Origin of the sequence: Flavobacterium ovatum, from assembly GCF_040703125.1 — a bacterium.
Taxonomy (GTDB): Bacteria; Bacteroidota; Bacteroidia; order Flavobacteriales; family Flavobacteriaceae; genus Flavobacterium; species Flavobacterium ovatum.
Genome location: NZ_CP160035.1, coordinates 1554638 through 1574086, shown reverse-complemented (window position 1 = coordinate 1574086; position 19449 = coordinate 1554638). Strand labels below are relative to the sequence as shown.

Here is a 19449-nt window from a genome sequence, read left to right as displayed (position 1 = left end):
CCAAAGAAAACGTATTTTAGCCCAAAAAAACATCGAATGCACTTTCTTTACAATCTCACAATAGCTATTGCGGAATTTTTATTAAAAATAATTGCATTATTCAATGCAAAAATAAACTTGTTTGTATCTGGAAGAAAAACTGTTTTTGATACGCTTTCGCAAAAAATAAAAACCTCCGACAAAACCATTTGGTTTCACGCCGCTTCTTTAGGGGAATACGAACAAGGACTACCCGTTATTGAAAAAATAAAACGAAAATTTCCAACTCATAAAATTATAGTAACCTTCTTTTCTCCTTCAGGTTTTGAGGTTCGAAAAAATAACACTGTAGCTGACGTTACTCTATATCTACCCTTGGACAGCTCTTATAATGCCGAAAAATTCATCGCATTAGTACATCCCGATATGGTGTTTTTTATAAAATATGAATTTTGGATCAATTATTTACACGTTTTAAAGAAACAAAATATCCCAACCTATCTTATATCGGGGATTTTCAGAGAAAACCAGTTGTTTTTTAAATGGTACGGTGGATTTTACAGAAAGGCTTTAGACGCTTTTACCTGTTTTTTTGTACAAAACGAAGCTTCAAAACAATTAGTGCTAAGCCTTGGAAAAAAGAATGTCTACGTTTCCGGAGACACACGCTTTGATCGAGTTGCAGCTATAGTAGAAAAAGACAACACACTCGATTTCATTTCTCAATTCAAAAATAACACTCCAACCGTTGTGATTGGAAGCTCCTGGCCCAAAGACGAAGAATTACTAACAGACTACATTAACACAGTCAATCAAAAAGTTAAATTCATTATTGCTCCTCATAATATCAAACCCGAACAAATCCTTCAATTAAAAAATAGTATAACAAAGAAAACACTACTATTTTCAGAAATGAAGGGTAAGAACTTAGCCGACTACGAAGTCTTCCTCATTGACACCATAGGTATTTTGACCAAAATTTACAGCTATGCTGACATTGCTTATGTAGGTGGTGGATTTGGCAATCCTGGCGTTCACAACATACTCGAACCTGCTACATTTGGCGTCCCAATTGTAATTGGAACTAATTATTCTCATTTTGCTGAAGCCATTGCACTCGTTTCTTTAAAAGGATGTATTTCAATTAAAAATGAAACAGAACTACAAACTACTTTAGATGAATTACTCAACAATGATCTAATTCAAAAAGAAAAAGGAGCTATTTGCAGTCAATTTATAATAGACAATAAAGGAGCAACAGACATTATTCTTGATACAATAAAGTAATAGCACAGCAATTAATCCCTAAATAATATTCTGAACTATCATTATCCAAAAAAATAAAAGCCAAAAAACTCTTAATTCTTACATAAAACAACTGCTTTTAGTATCGATTTCGATTAACCATTTAATAAATAAGTCCCCGTTTAACCACTATAATTAAGGATATTAGACTCCAAAACAAACTAAAAAAATATAAATCGAATAATATTTTTAAAAATAAATTGAAAAAAAATTTTACATATCAAAAATTTTATATCTTTGCCTCGAATTAATAATTAACCTTTTATATTAAAGTAAGATGAAAAAAGTATTTTTAAGTTTAGCTGTTGTTGCTGTTTTAACTGTTGTATCTTGTAAAAAAGCTGACGCTGCTGCTGAAGAAGTTGTAGCTGTTGACTCAACTGCTGTTGCTGTTGATTCTGTAGCTGTTGATACTACTGCATTAGCTGTTGATTCAGCTGCTGTTGAAGCTCCTGCTGCTCACTAATTAGAATTTATTCTAAGAAAAATCAAAGCCATCTTTATGATGGCTTTTTTTTGTTTATAATTTAAAAACATCCAATCGATATTCTAATTATTTACAAAACCAAAAAAAGGAAGTGAGAGCGTTTTGCCCTCACTTCCTTTTTTTTATTTATTATACGCTTCTAAATTCTAATCATCAAAAATGACCTCGCTTGCCGCGAAATCCAATATCTCCGCTCGCGAACCATATTTCACTATTTCATCAATTCCTTTCTGAGCCATCAATACAGTACTGTATTTCCGACTTACAGCCATCAAAACTTCATTAAGCACTACTTTGAAATAAAACTTCCCTTTAGCGGTCTTATACTTTAAAAAAGAACACGCACTAAACTCTGATCGCAACAATTCAGCAACTGCCTCACAATCCATTCGCAATTCATAAGCATTACTCGTAAAAATAGGCTTCCCTTTTCTGGAAGTGTATTCAAACTTATAATCCCCACTAAAGCGCTTACTAATCACAAAAGACCCCATATTTAAACTCCTTAATTTTTCAAAAATAAAAATACAATCTTTAACAACTACACACAAAAAAAATTCATAGAGTTATAAACAAAAAAAAGCCTCTTCAAAAGAAGAGGCTTTAGTACTCAGAGCGGGACTTGAACCCGCACGAGCATTGCTGCTCACTGGATTTTAAGTCCAGCGTGTCTACCAATTTCACCATCCGAGCGTCTGGTATTAATGGATTTAATTTTCGAGAAAATTAATTAAATAAGCTTACCATTCTAGCTTTATATTTTTCAAAGATACTATTTTATTTTTTATATCCTTTCGAGCTTTTTACGCTTTTGAGCGAAAAACGGGGCTCGAACCCGCGACCTCGACCTTGGCAAGGTCGCGCTCTACCAACTGAGCTATTTTCGCATTTTCAATCCTTAAAAAGAACCGCGATACTTGTTCTGTATTGCGGATGCAAATTTAAGACTTTTATTGAGTTAAACAAGCGGTTTTTGAATATTTTTTTGAATTATTTTATAACCTTCTGATAACAAAAACTTTAAATGTGAAATTATTTTCTAGTCAACATTCTTTTTAACTCATTTAGCTTCATCAAGGCTTCTACTGGTGTTACAGTATTAATATCTAAACTTAGTATTTCCTCTTTTATTTCTTCCAATAAAGGGTCGTCCAAGTTAAAAAAGCTCATTTGCATTTCTTCTTTTTCAGATTTTATTCCGTTTAAAGCATCACTACTATGATCTTTCTCTAATTTCTTTAAAAGCTTTTGTGCTTTTTGAATCACAATCTGTGGCATTCCAGCCATTTTAGCGACATGGATCCCAAAACTATGCGCACTTCCTCCTTTGACTAACTTTCGAATAAATAAAACTGAGTCCTTCAATTCCTTTACAGAAACATTGTAATTTTGAATGCGAGGCAACAACTCATTCATTTCATTTAACTCATGATAATGTGTTGCAAAAAGCGTTTTCGGTCTAGCGGGATGTTCATGAAGGAATTCAGCGATCGCCCAAGCAATGGAAATCCCATCATAAGTACTTGTACCACGACCAATTTCATCAAGCAAGACCAAACTTCTTTCGGAGAGATTATTCAAGATAGAAGCCGTTTCATTCATTTCGACCATAAAAGTCGATTCACCCATGGAGATATTGTCACTTGCCCCCACTCTAGTAAATATCTTATCCACTACTCCCATTCTAACGCTATCAGCAGGAACAAAACTTCCCATTTGAGCTAACAACACAATCAAAGCTGTTTGTCTCAAAATTGCCGATTTACCGGACATATTAGGACCTGTAATCATTATTAACTGTTGCGTCTCTCTATCTAGAAAAACATCATTAGCAATATAGGGCGTTCCTACGGGTAATTGTTTTTCAATAACTGGGTGTCTTCCGTTATTAATTTCGAGTTCAAAAGTTTCATCCAATTGCGGACATACATATTGATTCTCTATTGCCAATTGTGTAAAGGAGCACAAACAATCTAATTGCGCCACTAAATTAGCATTTAACTGAACAGGCTTAATATAAGTGGTAATCCAAGCAACTAATTGCTCAAATAAATCGGATTCTATTTTCTGAATTTTTTCTTCAGCACCTAGAATTTTAGTTTCGTATTCTTTTAACTCTTCAGTAATATAACGTTCCGCATTGACAAGTGTTTGTTTTCTTATCCATTCTGTAGGTACTTTATCTTTGTGCGTATTTCTAACTTCAATATAATACCCAAAAACATTATTAAACGATATTTTCAAGGACGTAATCCCTGTTCGTTGCGATTCACGAGCTTCTATACCTTCCAGATATTCTTTACCTGAAGTTGAAATCGCACGCAATTCATCCAATTCCGCGCTTACACCTTTTGCAATTGCATTCCCTTTAGAAATAGCTACTGGCGCATCTTGATTCAACGTGATTTTTATTTTCTCTCGAAGCAATTCACAACTATGAAAACTATCTCCAATTACCTTCACTGCTTCTTGCGGACTTTCTAATGCTAAAGTCTTCATTGGAATAATAGCATCTAGCGATTCTTTCAAATAGACCACTTCGCGAGGGGATACTTTTCCTGCTGCAATTTTAGAAATCAAACGTTCTAAATCTGATATTTGTTTGATTTGGTATTGCATCTTTTGCAATACCTCTTGACTTTCTTTCAAATAAGCAACCACCTGATGACGGTTTCTAATTTTATTAGCATCTTTCAAAGGCAATGCTAACCAGCGTTTCAATAGACGGCCTCCCATTGGCGAAAGCGTTCTGTCTATTACGTCCAACAAAGTCACGGCGTTTGGATTGTAACTGTGATATAATTCTAAATTACGAATCGTAAAACGATCCATCCACACATAAGCATCCTCTGCAATTCGCTGAATAGAAGTAATATGTTGTACTCTATTGTGTTGTGTTTCGGACAAATAATATAAAATAGCTCCAGAAGCGATAATTCCGTCCTTCAATTCTTCAATCCCAAAACCTTTTAAGGAAACCGTTTGAAAATGCTTGGTTAAGGTTTCAAAAGCGTAATCTTCTTTATAGATCCAATCTTCTAAGTAAAAACAATGAAAATTATTTCCGAACTGCTCCTTAAAATTATTTTTATGATTTTTTTGAACCAAGATCTCAGATGGGCTGAAATTTTGCAACAACTTATCGATGTATTCTCCATTTCCTTGAGCCGTTAAAAATTCACCCGTAGAAACATCCAAAAAAGAAACACCAATACTCTTACTTGTAAAGTAAACCGAGGCTAAGAAGTTATTCGATTTAGAATTCAAAACTTCGTCATTCATCGAAACTCCGGGAGTCACTAATTCGGTCACGCCACGTTTAACGATGGTTTTGGTCATTTTAGGATCTTCGAGTTGATCACAAATAGCCACACGCAATCCTGCTTTTACTAATTTTGGCAAATAGGTATTAATCGAATGATGCGGAAAACCCGCTAATGCAGTTTCACTAGCTGAGCCTGCACCACGTTTTGTTAAGGTAATTCCTAAAATCTTAGAAGCACGAACCGCATCTTCTCCGAAAGTTTCATAAAAATCCCCCACTCTAAACAACAAACAAGCATCAGGATACTTCCTTTTTATTTCATTGTATTGCTTCATTAACGGGGTTTCTTTTACTACTTTATCTTTAGTTGCCAAAATATTGTGTTTGATTTATGATTAACTTGAAATAGGAGCGAATTTATAGATTTTAAAGCGAAAATGTAAATAGTTAAAAAAATAAACTTCACTTTTAAGGAAATATTATGGTATTGGCATGATATTTTCTTTAGTTTTGTTTTATCAACTTAAAAATCTAATAAAATGAAAAAGATAATTTTACTTGCTCTACTAACTGTATTTGGAATTGCTAATTCTAACGCACAAGAAACTTCAAAAAAATCTAAAGCAGTTGCTAAAACTGTAACCACAAAATTACCAAAAGTTGACGGTGCAGGTTTGGTTTTTGAAAACGAAACTATCGATTACGGAACAATTGCTCACAACGCTGACGGTAATCGTCAATTTGTATTTACTAATAATGGCAACAAGCCATTAATCATCACTAACACTCAAGGATCTTGTGGTTGCACTGTTCCTACTACACCAAAAGAACCTATTGCTCCTGGGGCAAAAGGTGTGATTGGAGTAAAATATGCTACTGACAGAGTTGGTCCATTTACGAAAACAGTAACGGTTACTTCTAATGCTGAAGGACAAGCTACAAAAACATTAACGATTAAAGGTACTGTATTAGCTGATGACGATAAAAAAAGCTAATTTTGACCTCAAATTTATAAAAGCTTCCTAATTGGAAGCTTTTTTTTTACAATAAAATTCTTAAAAATGAGAAAGCTAGAAAACAGCGAATTGGAACGAAAATCAATTGAAGATTTTAAAAAATCGGACAAAACCCCTTTAATTTTAGTCTTAGACGACATTCGAAGCTTACACAATATCGGATCTGTATTCAGGACTGCAGATGCTTTTTTGATAGAAAAAATATATTTGTGCGGCATTACCGCCACTCCTCCTAATAAAGAAATCCACAAAACCGCTCTTGGAGCTACCGATACCGTAACATGGGAGCACCAAGAAAATGTATTGGAAGTAATTACAAAATTAAAAAAAGAAAACATTCTTACGCTAGCTATTGAACAGGTAGAAAGCGCTACTTTCTTGCAAGAATTTCAAGTAGAAAAAGACCAAAAATACGCCTTAGTTTTCGGGAACGAAGTTTTTGGTGTATCTCAAGAAGCAGTTGCTCTATGTGATGGTTGTATTGAAATTCCTCAATTAGGCACCAAGCACTCTTTAAATATTTCAGTAAGTGCCGGAATAGTCGTTTGGGATTTATTTCAAAAAATGAAATGGCCGAATTAAAAAATCAAACAAAATCGATTTCTTGAACGACAACACAATCACTTTGATCCTGACAATTTTCAAGTAAACTAGTTATTGTTTGATTAAAAACAGGATGTTTCCATTGTATCTTTAAATCCGAAACAGGCATCAAAACAAACTTTCTTTCTTGCATCAATGGATGCGGGATTTGAAGATCAACAGTGTCAATCAACTCTTCTCCAAAGAAAACCAAATCAATATCAATGATGCGGGATTGATACCCTAATTGTTCTTTACGAATACGCCCCATTTCTTGCTCTATAGACAAGGCATTTTTTAAAATTCCGGAGGGACTTTGAGTCGTTTTTACCTCTAAGGCACAATTATAGAAAGCATCACTTTCAAAACCCCAAGACGGACTTTCATACAATTTAGAAACCTGAGTAACTACTCCTATCTTCTCCTTTATCAATTGAATACAAAACAATATATTCCCTAACTTATCTCCTTGATTTGTTCCTAATGATAAAACAACCTTTTGCTCTAATTTCATCTTATAATAACCTTAATATATTATTTAACCCCAAATTAACTAAAACAATTTTAGAATTAAGAATATATTTGCACAAAGTAAGCATAGCAAACAGTAACATTGTATATTATTCTGTTTTCTTATAAAAAAACTACAATATGAAATTTTTAGGAAATGTATTAGCCACCATCATTGGATTATTTATTTTTTGTTTACTGTTCCTTTTTGGAATTGTATTCATCACTTTATTGTTTGGTGGCGACTCTGAATTAGCGACAGTCAAGAAAAATTCAGTAATTGAATTGAATTTATCTGATATAGAAAATGATTATGCGGGAAAATACAAAGATCCTTTCATGAGCTTTTTTTCCGACAACAGCGAAGTAGGATTAACAGACATCATTAGTGCCATTGAAGCTGCAAAAACAGATAATAATATTAAAGGAATTTCTATAGTAAACAACTATTCCGAAATAGGAATGGCACAGCGCAAAACATTGCGCGATGCCTTAGAAAATTTCAAAAAATCAGGTAAATTCATCATGGCTTACGCCAATACCTATTCTCAAAAAGAATACTACTTAAATTCGGTAGCCAATACTATCTATCTTAATCCTGTAGGAGACATGGATTTCAAAGGATTATCATCAGAAGTGATGTTTTTCAAAGATTTACAAGAAAAAACAGGCGTTAAAATGGAAGTCATTCGCCATGGAAAATACAAAAGCGCTGTAGAACCATTTTTAGACAATAAAATGAGTGACGCTAATAGAGAACAAATCACTGCTTTATTAGAATCAGTATGGAGAACGGCAGTAACTGACATTTCAAAAAATCGTAATATATCAGTAACAAGACTAAATGAAATTGCGAATGGACTTTTGGCTAGAACTCCCGTCCTTGCTAAAGAAAACAAATTAATAGATGTTATTGCCTATGAAGATGAATATCATGACGCAATAAAAAAAGCATTGAAAGTAAAAAAAGAGGATGATTACAAAAAAGTTTCAATAGTAGATTACACAAAAAAACATTTACTAGAGTCCGAATTCTCAGAGGCAAATGATCAGATTGCGGTAATTTATGCTCAAGGCGAAATTCAATCTGGTGAAGGCGACGTAAATACTATTGGAGAAATTTCTATGAATCGTTCTTTGCAAGAAGCTAGAAAAAATAAAAAAATAAAAGCAATTGTACTCCGCATCAATAGTCCAGGTGGAAATGCTTTGACATCTGATTTAATCTGGAGAGAAGTGGAATTGACCAAAAAAGTAAAACCAGTAGTAGTTTCTATGGGGAATTATGCGGCTTCTGGCGGATATTATATTGCCTGTAATGCCAACCAAATTTTTGCAGAAAAAAACACTATCACAGGTTCTATAGGAGTATTTGGGATTTTACCCAACTTTAGTCAATTGACGGCAAAAATTGGAATTAATATCGAACAAGTAAAAACACATGAAAACGCTCCTGAATACAGTCCCTTTGTCCCTATTGACGACAAATTCAAAGCAGTAACCCTAGAAGGCGTAGAACACATTTACAAAACCTTTGTAGCGCATGTAGCTCAAGGTCGAAAGATGACTTTCAATCAAGTAGACGGCATTGCACAGGGCCGTGTATGGACTGGTGAAGAAGCTTTAAAAATTGGATTGGTGGATAAAATCGGAAGTCTAAATGACGCGATCAAAGCTGCCGCTAAAATGGCTAAGACTAATGATTATTCAACCAGAAACTTTCCAGAATACGAAAAAAGTTTTGAAGATATGTTGAGCAAACTTCCTTTTGGACAATCTAGAGAATCTTTTATAAAAGAAGAAATTGGAACTGAAAACTTCAAAATTCTGGAACAATTAAAACGATTACAAGCTCGCAAAGGCATTCAAACCATTATGCCTTATGAGATAAATATTCAATAAATAATACTCGGGATAAAACCGTACATTTAGAATTAGATTACGGCAACATTTTTGACAGTATTCACAAAAACAAAACGAAACACTATGGTTAAGAAAATCGCACTTATAATTGGAGGAATTCTACTTCTCATTACCGGAAGTTTATTTGCCATTCCTTATTTTTTTAAAGACCAAATCAAGGCCAAAATTGCTCAAGCCATCAATGAAAAAGTAGATGCTAAAGTTAGTTTTACCGATGCCGATTTGAGTTTATTCAAAAGTTTTCCAAACGCTACAGTTACTTTAGATTCTTTAGTAATTATCAACAAAGCTCCTTTTGAAGGTGATACTTTGGTTTCATTAGGCGAATTGAATTTAAAAATGTCTATCAAAGAACTTTTTAAAGAAAGCAACGAAGCTATCAATATTCAAGGATTGAGTTCCAAAAACGGTTTGATAAACATCATCTTCAACAAAGACGGTTTAGGAAACTACGATATTGCATTGAAAGATGACAAACCTGCTGATGACAAAAAAAGCGAACCTTTATCCTTAAAGATCCAAGAATATAGTATTGAAAATTTCCAATTTCGTTATACTGATCAAGCTTCAAAAATTAAAATGGTTATTGACAGCTTGAACCACGAAGGAACTGGAGATTTTGCCGCTTCCAAATTGGATTTAACGACCAAGTCAACAGCTAAAATCTCCTTAGAAATGGATAAAGTCAACTACATGAAAAATGTAGCGTTGACATTAGACGCCGTTTTAGGTATTGATTTAGACCAAAGCAAATATACTTTTAAAGAAAACAAAGCATTAATCAACCAACTCCCATTAGAATTTGATGGATTTATCCAATTAGTAGAAGCAGGGCAAGAGTATGATTTGAAATTTAAAACACCTACTTCGTCATTCAAAAACTTCCTAGGATTGATTCCTTCTGCCTATTCATCAAGTTTAGACAATGTAAAAACTACAGGAGATTTCTCAGTTGCAGGATTTGCAAAAGGTACTTATACCGACAAAACAGTCCCTAAATTCAATATTGAAATCGCATCCAACAATGCTTCTTTTCAATATCCAGACTTACCAAAATCAGTTCAAAATATTGTTATCGATACCAAAATCATCAACGAAACAGGAATTCTAAATGATACTTATGTGAATCTTGACAAACTTTCGTTCAAGATTGACCAAGATGTTTTCAATGCCAAAGCGAATATCAAAAATGTTACTCAAAATGCGTTGGTAGACGCGATGCTGAAAGGAACTATCAACTTGGGGAATTTATCAAAAGCGTATCCAATCAAATTGGACAAACCTTTATCTGGGATTTTAAAAGCTGATGTAGAAACTAAATTTGACATGGAATCGGTTACAAATAGTCAATATCAAAACATTTACAACTCTGGAACAATGAGCCTTTCGGGTTTTAAATACACCGACGAAAACGGAAAAGCGATGAACATTAGTAACGCTTTAGTTCAGTTTAATCCAAGTCAGGTGAATCTGAAACAATTCAACGCAACTACGGGGAAAAGTGATATGAGTGTCACTGGGATTTTAGAGAACTTCTATGGTTTTATCTTTAAAAATCAAGAACTAAAAGGAAACTTCAACCTGACCTCCAATCAATTAGCCGTAAGCGATTTTATGACTCCAGAAGAACCAGCGAAAGCTACAACTGAAGCTGCAAAACCTGCTGATGCCATGAAAATACCAGCGTTTTTAAATTGTACGCTTACCGCTAAAGCGAATACGGTTTTGTATGACAACCTTACGCTTAAAGACGTTTCGGGTAAACTTATCGTGAAAGACGAAAAAGTGACGATGGAAAATGTAAAAACATCTATTTTTGGTGGAAATATCGGATTGAATGGTTCGGTTTCTACCAAAGGAAAAACGCCCGTTTTTGACATGAACTTAGGGCTTACGCAAGTAGATATTGCGCAATCGTTCACGCAACTGGATATGTTGAAAAAAATTGCTCCGATAGCAGGAATCATCAACGGAAAACTGAACTCCACCATTAAATTAAACGGAAATCTAACGGATGACATGAGTCCTGATTTAGCAACCATTACAGGAGATTTACTAGGGCAATTATTGTCAACAACGATTAATTCTGAGAAATCTACCTTATTGACGGCGCTAACTTCTAATATCAAATTTTTGGACATGAGCAAAATCAATCTAAACGATTTAAAAGCTGCAATAACATTCAAAGATGGAAAAGTAAACGTAAGACCTTTTGATATCAAATACCAAGATATCAAAGCAACTATTGGAGGTTCACATGGTTTTGACCAAAGTATGAACTACAGTTTAAAATTTGATGTACCAGCCAAATATTTAGGAACTGAAGCCAATGCTTTAATCGCCAAGTTAACACCTGTAGATGCAGCCAAATTAGAAAATATTCCGATTAACGCCTTGATGACAGGAAATTTTTCGAATCCTAAAATAAGTACGGATATGAAAACGGCGTTTACTAATTTGACCAATCAATTGATTCAGCAACAAAAAGCAGCTTTAATCAGCAAAGGAACGTCAAAATTGACTGACCTGATTAACAAAAACAAACAACCTGGAGACACTACCAAAACAGTAATTCCAACTACGAAGGTTGAAGTTCAAGAAAAAGCTAAAGAAGAGGTTAAAAAACAAGCTTCGACCTTAATAAAAGGCTTATTCAATAAGAAGAAACCAGCCGAAGAGCCTAAACCTGAAGAATAAAAAATAACAAAGCCGTTTTAAGAATTAAATCTTGAAACGGCTTTTTTTTTTAGATCGGATGTAAAATGAATAGTTTAGTGGCACCTTGATTTTGTTTGCGACTTACTGTTGCGGGCACGGATTGCAAATCCGCGCTATCGTTGTCGAGATGACATATCTGAGCCAGCTGGGGTTAACTGAAGTGTGTTTTTTATAAGTAAATAATTTTGACTTCCCCTTTCAGTAACCATTTAGTTATATGATGTTATAACTTTATCTTCTTTACTATAAAAACAAGAAGGAGTATAATCATCCCAACAAAACTGATAATTTACGCCGTTTCCATAATTAGATGGGTTTATTGTATTTGGTTTTCCTCTTTGATAAATAAGCATTTCATAGGTCATTCCAATCCATATTTTTCTATCAACTAAATTTTCGCAATCTTCTCTAGACCATTCTGGATATTTTTTTTGAATTTTCCCTGCTTTACTTTTATACCATTCAATATTAGCTTTTTTTTCGTTAACTTCTATGACTTTAAGATTTTGTTTATCTACATTTTTAATTTCTTTTGAAAGTTCATCACTTTTAATTTTTAATTTGATTGAATAATCACTAATTTCATTAGCGAATTTTAATTTTAATTCAGGATCATTAATCTCCATAAAAATTAAAATAATTGAATCCGTATTTGTATAGTATAATGATGTTTTGATACTTGCTATTGATTTTTCAAAAAGAAAATCAGACCTAATTTCATCTTGTTTTTCCTTGTCGGATTTACACGAAAGAAATATGATGTTAAATATCATTAATAGAATTGTAATTTTTTTCATTTATTGGATTATTTAAATTTTAACAAATTCTATTAATAGTTTTTGAGGTCAGTAGTTACGAACATATGATTTTAGACTGATATATTTTATCCGACTTAACCATTCGTACTATTAAATTATTGAATATTGTGTCTTTGCTTTGAGAACGATTAATTCGATAGCAAAATTCATCAAGATACCTGTTTATATTAAAATCACTTACTGAAGAATATGTTGTTCTAACCCATGATTTTACTTGATGTATCATCGTGTGTAATGCCATAAAATTCATCCCATTATTACTTTCTATTTGTGTGATATTGTAATGCTCAAATAAAGGACGATAGCCTTTCCATTTATCTGTAGTTATTTTTGCGCTTTTATCAATGTGCTTGTTAAATATTGTCTCTAATTCTTGGGCTGAATAATTATCAATTTTTAAGGCATACATCCTTTTAACTTTCCCCTTATCTGTTAATTCTACTGCGGTTACAATCTTTTTCTTTTTGCTGTCATAACTCCTTCCTACTTTGCCTTTTTCCTTTCCACCAATAACAAATTCATCAACATGAACGGTTCCATCCATTGGATGATTCTCACTAGACTTCATGGCTTCTCTAACTTTATGCATAAATAAACGTGCTGTTTTTTCTGTAACTCCAAAGCGAACTCCCATATAGCTAGCAGATAAACTTTTAGTTGTGGTTGACATCTCAAAACATATAAAAAAGGCTTTACGTAAACCAAACTTAACCTTATGAAATAAAGTATTTGCAGCTGCGGTTTCTGTATGACTACAAATATTACAAGTTCTGGAAAAATCTTTACGGATTTGACTCTTTGTATGCTTACATTTTAAACAAATAAATCCTTGTTCCCATTTATAATTTGCTAAATATTCCTTGCAGTTTTCATCTGTTTTAAACCGTTCAGCAAAATCTAAAAGGTTTTGTCCTGTAAATAAATCCATAATTCTTTTGTTTTATTGACTTCTAAGACATGAAATTATCTACTGACCTCAAAATAGTTTTTTATATCTCCTAATGATTTGTTTTCACCCTTCTTATAGTCATACATAACATTACAGTTAAAGTCTTGGCGCTACACGATGTGCAAATTATGGAAAGCAGGTGTTTTCCGCACAACGAAAAATTGATCGCGAAACGCTAATTACACTAAAACTTGCATATTGTGTAACGGCTGTGATGCCTTCGGTTTTTTATTAATTTGATTTTTCTTTTATATTTTCGGATATATATCTCAATAGTTTTGTCTGTTCTTTTTGAAGTTCAATTACTTCATCAATTCTCAACATCCAGGCTCCAAACATTCTAATTAAAAAAACAAATGCAACAATTAATATTAATCCAACGATAAATTCCATGTTTATTTTTTTTTAAAAGTTTATTTCCCACCTATTCTAGGTGAAAGTATTTTAAATTATATTATTATGTCAATTTTTAAAAATAATAAATTCTTATATATTACTGAAATTTCAAAAACTATTTTTTGCATGGATAGGCTTTATATTTATGTTAACAATCCTATTCTTTCCATAAATTCTTTTAACAATCCTCCAAGTATTATGCAAAAAACTATAAACCACCAGTATTCTTTTAATAAATTAATAGTTTTAATTTGTTCGTCTAAATATCTAATTCTATCAGATTGTTTTCTAATGGTCTTTTGGTATTGCAAACTTTCCTTTTGTAATACTTTTAGATCGTTGTCTAAGTTTACTTTTGATTCTGTTTTTAGTTTTTCAGACTTTAAGTATTTTACCCAACCCCCATAGTTTATAATTTCATGAGCTTTTGATAACAAATACATTCTTCCATATTTGTCAGTATCGATTAATGATTCTGACAATAACTTTTCGTACAATGTTAAACATATAGAATTACTTAATGTTTTATTATCAAGCCCTTTTAGTTCTAATTTACGAATATCTTTTCCGTTGTGAATTAAACTAAGATTAAAATCAATAAGTTCATTAATTTGATAATTCATTTTTATGTTCTTTTTCAGTTCTACCAAACTGAGGCATAACTTATATATTCACGCAAGTCCCTACGTTTTCTGTCTTTTTATAAACACAAAACTAAATCATATAATGACAACTGTTTTACGGTTTACCTCATTTTGTATATTTAATTTCCAAATACCACCACAATCCCGCGTGACTGATAGGAGCTATCTGCCGCGGCGGAGCGGATAGCAGGACAGCAGCAGCCAAAGGGGCTTTATGAGCGCAAACTACGGTAAGCCCCTTTGACTACTGGTGGCACGCCCAAATAACACTTACACTTTCAACTGCACCACATACCCCTCAGAACCTCGGACATTAAAAACGGTACCGTCTTCAAAAATGAGGTATTGTCCTTTGATGCCTGTTAGTTTCCCTTGGAAGGTGGGTGTTTTGTCTAAGCTTAAACTTTTTACTTTGGTAGGATATTGCAAGACAGGATAATCCATGCGGTACAAATCGTTTTTGTCTAGGACGAAGTATTCTCTAGCTTCCTCAGGAATTACGGCTTCTAGTTTCATTCGCTCCGCAATCAAGTCGGCTGGCGGAACGTCGTTGGTGAGCATTTTGCGCCAATTGGTTTTGTCGGCAAAGTGATTTTTGAGGGCGACCTCGGTAATTCCGGCTAGGTAGCGATTGGGAACTTCGATGATAGAGATGGCTTCGTTGGCGCCTTGGTCAATCCATCTGGTGGGTACTTGGGTTTTACGGGTCACTCCTACTTTTACCTCGCTTGACAATGCCAAATAAACGATATGCGGTTGGAGCTGTACTTTTTGTTCGTAGTCTAAATCTCTATCGGCTATTCCCAAATGTGCGGTACTAAGCTCGGGTCTCATAATCCAATCACCCACGGCAGCGCTAGAATAAAAGCAGTCGTAGCAAAAACCTTGGCGAAATATTTTTTTCTTTTTGTTGCAGTTCAAACATTGGTATCCTACAAACTGAATTTCGATTTCTTGGTTAAGAATCTGGTTCATATTGAGAAAACTATCTTCAAAAACCAAATAATACTGAATTGGGTTTCCGTATTCGGTTTGCATTTTTGCTAGTACACCTTCGTATTGCATTGATTTATGGTTTGATATTTGACTATTTTTTCTATTTTTGGTAAAGTTATCATTCGTAATGCAAAATTCATAATCCCAATTTCACAAAATGCCGTTAACCATCATCAATTCATTTGCTTCTTGGGTTTTAAAACAACGAATCCATCAAATAGAACTTTTCTTGAAATACCCCAATGAGGTTCAAGAAGAGCTGCTTATGGATTTGGTTCAATCGGCCAAATACACCGAAATTGGTAGGCAGTACGAATTTGATTCGATTTTGTCCTATAACACCTTTTGCAACCGTGTTCCCATCAGCTGTTACGAAGAAATTCAGCCCATGATTGAGCGCACGCGCAACGGCGAACAAAATTTGTTTTGGAATACCCACATCAAATGGTTTGCAAAATCCAGCGGAACGACCAATGCCAAAAGCAAGTTTATCCCGGTGAGCAACGAAGCCTTGGAAGATTGCCACTACAAAGGCAGCAAAGACTTGTTGTGTTTGTATTTGAATAATAACGAGGACTCAGAGTTGTTTTTGGGCAAAAGTCTTCGCTTAGGCGGTAGCTCTCAAATCTACGAGAACAACAATAGCTATTTTGGTGATTTATCAGCAATTTTGATTGAAAACATGCCTATTTGGGCCGAATTCAGTAGTACGCCCAATAGCCGAATTTCATTGATGAGTCATTGGGAATCCAAAATTGAGGCGATTATCAACGAAACCAAAAAAGAAAATGTAACTAGTTTTGCTGGTGTTCCTTCGTGGATGCTAGTTTTGATGAATAGAATGCTCGAAGAAACCGGCAGAGGTAACTTACTGGAAATCTGGCCCAATCTCGAAGTGTATTTTCACGGTGGCGTGAGTTTTGAACCGTATCGTGAGCAATACAAAAATATTCTCCCTAAAAAAGATTTTAAATACTACGAAATATACAATGCCTCGGAAGGCTTTTTTGCCATTCAGGATTTGAATTATTCTGATGATTTGTTGCTGATGCTGGATTATGGTATTTTCTATGAATTTATTCCGATGACCGTTTTTGGTACCGAAAATCAAAAAGCGATTCGGTTGGCAGATGTCGAATTGGACAAAAATTATGCAATAGTCATCACCACCAACTCAGGTTTGTGGCGCTATTTGATAGGCGATACGGTGCGTTTTACGTCGTTGAACCCTTTTAGAATTCGAGTGACTGGCCGCACCAAACACCACATCAACGTTTTTGGCGAAGAGCTCATGATTGAAAACACAGACAAAGCCCTTGCCGAAGCCTGTAAAGTGACTCATAGCGAAATTATAGATTACACAGTGGCTCCTATATTCATGAAAGACAGAGAAAAAGGTGCTCACGAATGGATGATTGAATTCAAAACGCCACCGCAAGACATCGCTCAATTCAGAAACATATTAGACGAAAGTCTGCAAGGCATCAACTCTGACTACGAAGCCAAACGTCACAACAATATGACTTTGAACCCACTGATCATCAATGTGGCACGTAATAATTTATTTTACGACTGGCTCAAAGACCGTGACAAACTAGGTGGACAACATAAAGTCCCACGTTTATCCAACAGCCGAGATTACCTCGAGCAGTTGTTAAATATGCAAATAAAAGTTACGGCATGAAATCCTTTATCTACCTTAGTTTGATTCTACTTATATTTAGTTCCTGCTCTAGCAAACGCATTTGCGGAGGTAAAGGTGGCCCTAGAGCCGTTAGTATCGAAAAAACAACCTCTATTGATTTAAAAAACAGTTAGAAGCAGAACGAATCTTATTCTCAAGAACGATTGCTCCTGCTCCCGAGACTTCGGGAACACTATATCTCATGTTGCGCTATCGCTCCACAAGAGGATGCCTCCCGAAACTTCGGGACGATCAGGGCTATTCAAGATATTTAGTTTTCCATAAGTTCGTTTTCAAAACAGGACGTTTAACAAATGAATTTTAATCAAACTACAAAAAAAATTAACGATTTTCGATTAACGATTGCTGATTTTTGATTTAAAATCAAGAAATGAATTAGTAAAAGTTACAAAGAGATGGATTGTGTTTTTAACCGCAAAGAGCACTAAGTTTCTCGCAAGGTTCGCAAACGAAGGGATTAACATCCCGAATCGTCGAAATTAATTATATGTTTTTTTTTGTGATTACAGCATTGATGAAACAGTGCCAACTTACATTTTCTTATTTCTTTAAATTTTAAAATTCTCTCCAATCTGTGCTCCTAAAAACCACTCCTAAAAATATTTGTTTATTTTAAAGTCCTTTTAATTGATCGTTTTTTTATTATCAAATCCATTTTATCAGTGTACCATTCACGATTAAAGTAAATATTAATTTAAAAAAAAAAAACGGTAGCACCATTACAGTACTACCGTTTGTATAAAATTTATATTGATTTTAGATTTCGTCCATCATATCAATATGTCTGTCATGATAACCTAATAAGTAAAGTACTCCGTCTAGTCCTAAACTAGAAATCGAAGTCTCTGCACTTTCTTTAACCGTTGGTTTTGCATGAAAAGCTATTCCCAATCCAGCTAAATTTATCATTGGCAAATCATTTGCTCCATCACCTACGGCAATAGTTTGATTGATATTAATCCCTTCTTTATCAGCAATAGCTTGAAGGTATTCGGCTTTCTTTTTACCGTCTACAATATCACCTAAGTATTTACCTGTCAACTTGCCATCTATAATTTCCAATTGATTGGCATGTACATAATCAATCCCTAATTCTTTTTGCAAGTATTCTCCAAAATAAGTAAAACCTCCAGAAAGGATCGCTGTTTTATATCCGTAATATTTCAAGGCTTTCATCAATCGGTGAGCACCTTTGGTAATTGGCAAATTGATGGCTACATTGCGCAACACCTCTTCGCTCAATCCTTCTAGCAATGCCATGCGTTGTTTGAAACTTTCAGAGAAATCAATTTCGCCATTCATCGCTGATTCGGTGATTGCTCTTACTTGTTCTCCTACTCCATTTAAGTCAGCTAACTCATCAATCACTTCAGTTTGAATCAAAGTCGAATCCATATCAAAACACACCAAACGGCGGTTTCTTCTGTAAATAGTATCTTCTTGAAACGAAATATCAACGTCCAACGCTCTTGAAATAGCCATAAAACTCGATGCCATAGCTTTTTTATCTACAATATTACCCGAAACGGATAATTGCACACAAGAACGAGGATTTTCTTCTATTTCGATAATCGAAGTTCTTCCTGTTAATCTTTTGATCGCATCGATATTCAATTGTTGATCAGACATTATTTTGGTTACCGCAGCAATTTGTTTTGCTGCTAACGTTGTTCCCAAAATATTGATAATGTAGCGTTGCTTAGATTGTGTTTTTACCCAGCTCTCATAATCTGGAATTGAAATGGGAATAAACTTAACTTTGATTCCAAGTTCATATCCTTTAAACAGCAAATCCTTCAAAACGGGTGCCGAACAAGAACCTGCTTCAATTTCGAACAAAATCCCTAATGACAAAGTATCATGAATATCAGCTTGCCCTATATCTAAAACGATAGCATTGTAATTCCCCAATACTTCCGTTAACCCAGCGGTTACCCCTGGTTTGTCTTGACCAGAAACTTTTAATAAAATAATCTCTTTATCTTCTATTGCCATTTTAGTATCTCTATTGATTTCGAAGCAACAAAAATCGGTAAACTATTGTTTATATAAAAGGATATTAGGGGATTTTTTATAAAGCTATAAAACACCTTGGATTTTAAACATAAAAAAACCTGTTCCAACTAAGGAACAGGTTTAGGAATAGTATAATTTAA

At 34.1% G+C, this 19449-nt stretch carries 17 protein-coding genes and 2 tRNA genes; 8 read left to right on the top strand and 11 right to left on the bottom strand.

Annotated features, from left to right (window positions below; all coding sequences use genetic code 11):
* Positions 1-36 precede the first annotated feature (36 nt).
* Together ABZP37_RS06725 and ABZP37_RS06720 are read left to right on the top strand one after the other, a co-directional pair.
* Positions 37-1266, top strand: coding sequence for a glycosyltransferase N-terminal domain-containing protein (locus tag ABZP37_RS06725; protein WP_366186706.1), 1230 nt, complete (start codon positions 37-39; stop codon positions 1264-1266).
* A 295-nt stretch (positions 1267-1561) separates the two neighbouring features.
* A complete protein-coding gene (locus ABZP37_RS06720; protein ID WP_366186704.1) occupies positions 1562-1750 on the top strand; it encodes a hypothetical protein in 189 nt (62 codons plus the stop codon).
* Between the two features lie 167 nt (positions 1751-1917).
* Here the strand turns inward: ABZP37_RS06720 and ABZP37_RS06715 are convergent, their stop codons facing one another.
* The 4 genes from ABZP37_RS06715 to mutS all read right to left on the bottom strand — a co-directional run bounded on the left by ABZP37_RS06715 (position 1918) and on the right by mutS (position 5410).
* Complete coding sequence (locus ABZP37_RS06715) at positions 1918-2265, bottom strand: DUF1508 domain-containing protein (RefSeq protein WP_366186702.1); 348 nt, start codon at positions 2263-2265, stop codon at positions 1918-1920.
* A gap of 113 nt (positions 2266-2378) precedes the next feature.
* Positions 2379-2464: transfer RNA gene (locus tag ABZP37_RS06710), tRNA-Leu, on the bottom strand.
* A gap of 121 nt (positions 2465-2585) precedes the next feature.
* Positions 2586-2658 (bottom strand) — tRNA-Gly (locus ABZP37_RS06705).
* 145 nt (positions 2659-2803) lie between these two features.
* On the bottom strand, positions 2804-5410 hold the full coding sequence (mutS, locus tag ABZP37_RS06700) for a DNA mismatch repair protein MutS (RefSeq protein ID WP_366186700.1): 2607 nt from the start codon (positions 5408-5410) through the stop codon (positions 2804-2806).
* A gap of 165 nt (positions 5411-5575) precedes the next feature.
* Between mutS and ABZP37_RS06695 the strand changes: the two genes are divergently transcribed.
* Together ABZP37_RS06695 and ABZP37_RS06690 are read left to right on the top strand one after the other, a co-directional pair.
* A complete protein-coding gene (locus ABZP37_RS06695) occupies positions 5576-6031 on the top strand; it encodes a DUF1573 domain-containing protein (RefSeq protein ID WP_366186698.1) in 456 nt (151 codons plus the stop codon).
* Positions 6032-6097: 66 nt separating this feature from the next.
* On the top strand, positions 6098-6634 hold the full coding sequence (locus tag ABZP37_RS06690) for an RNA methyltransferase (RefSeq protein WP_366186696.1): 537 nt from the start codon (positions 6098-6100) through the stop codon (positions 6632-6634).
* A gap of 4 nt (positions 6635-6638) precedes the next feature.
* Here ABZP37_RS06690 and folK read toward each other — a convergent pair whose 3' ends face one another.
* Entirely contained in the window at positions 6639-7148 is a 510-nt protein-coding gene (gene folK, locus ABZP37_RS06685) for a 2-amino-4-hydroxy-6-hydroxymethyldihydropteridine diphosphokinase (protein ID WP_366186694.1), read from the bottom strand.
* 137 nt (positions 7149-7285) lie between these two features.
* Between folK and sppA the strand changes: the two genes are divergently transcribed.
* Together sppA and ABZP37_RS06675 are read left to right on the top strand one after the other, a co-directional pair.
* Entirely contained in the window at positions 7286-9046 is a 1761-nt protein-coding gene (gene sppA, locus ABZP37_RS06680; RefSeq protein ID WP_366186692.1) for a signal peptide peptidase SppA, read from the top strand.
* An 84-nt stretch (positions 9047-9130) separates the two neighbouring features.
* Positions 9131-11764 (top strand): AsmA-like C-terminal region-containing protein, encoded by a 2634-nt coding sequence (locus ABZP37_RS06675; protein WP_366186691.1) that lies wholly within the window; start codon positions 9131-9133, stop codon positions 11762-11764.
* Positions 11765-11994: 230 nt separating this feature from the next.
* Here the strand turns inward: ABZP37_RS06675 and ABZP37_RS06670 are convergent, their stop codons facing one another.
* From ABZP37_RS06670 to ABZP37_RS06650, 5 genes are all read right to left on the bottom strand, one after another.
* The gene (locus tag ABZP37_RS06670) at positions 11995-12582 is read right to left on the bottom strand and encodes a hypothetical protein (protein WP_366186689.1); all 588 of its coding nucleotides are present in this window, start codon (positions 12580-12582) and stop codon (positions 11995-11997) included.
* Positions 12583-12637: 55 nt separating this feature from the next.
* The gene (locus ABZP37_RS06665; protein ID WP_366182858.1) at positions 12638-13531 is read right to left on the bottom strand and encodes an IS1595 family transposase; all 894 of its coding nucleotides are present in this window, start codon (positions 13529-13531) and stop codon (positions 12638-12640) included.
* 252 nt (positions 13532-13783) lie between these two features.
* Positions 13784-13945: a hypothetical protein gene (locus ABZP37_RS06660; protein ID WP_366186687.1), complete on the bottom strand. Its 162-nt coding sequence runs from the start codon at positions 13943-13945 to the stop codon at positions 13784-13786.
* Between the two features lie 146 nt (positions 13946-14091).
* A complete protein-coding gene (locus tag ABZP37_RS06655) occupies positions 14092-14571 on the bottom strand; it encodes a hypothetical protein (RefSeq protein WP_366186685.1) in 480 nt (159 codons plus the stop codon).
* Between the two features lie 291 nt (positions 14572-14862).
* Entirely contained in the window at positions 14863-15657 is a 795-nt protein-coding gene (locus tag ABZP37_RS06650) for a DUF2797 domain-containing protein (RefSeq protein ID WP_366186683.1), read from the bottom strand.
* Positions 15658-15745: 88 nt separating this feature from the next.
* Here ABZP37_RS06650 and ABZP37_RS06645 point away from each other — a divergent pair, with 88 nt between their 5' ends.
* Positions 15746-17272 carry a GH3 auxin-responsive promoter family protein gene (locus ABZP37_RS06645; RefSeq protein ID WP_366186682.1) on the top strand — a complete coding sequence of 509 codons (1527 nt, stop codon included), beginning with the start codon at positions 15746-15748 and terminating at the stop codon, positions 17270-17272.
* Entirely contained in the window at positions 17269-17406 is a 138-nt protein-coding gene (locus ABZP37_RS06640; RefSeq protein WP_366186681.1) for a hypothetical protein, read from the top strand. Before ABZP37_RS06645 ends, ABZP37_RS06640 begins: the two co-directional genes overlap by 4 nt.
* 643 nt (positions 17407-18049) lie before the next feature.
* Here ABZP37_RS06640 and serB read toward each other — a convergent pair.
* Positions 18050-19288, bottom strand: coding sequence for a phosphoserine phosphatase SerB (serB, locus tag ABZP37_RS06635; protein ID WP_366186679.1), 1239 nt, complete (start codon positions 19286-19288; stop codon positions 18050-18052).
* Positions 19289-19449: the final 161 nt, after the last annotated feature.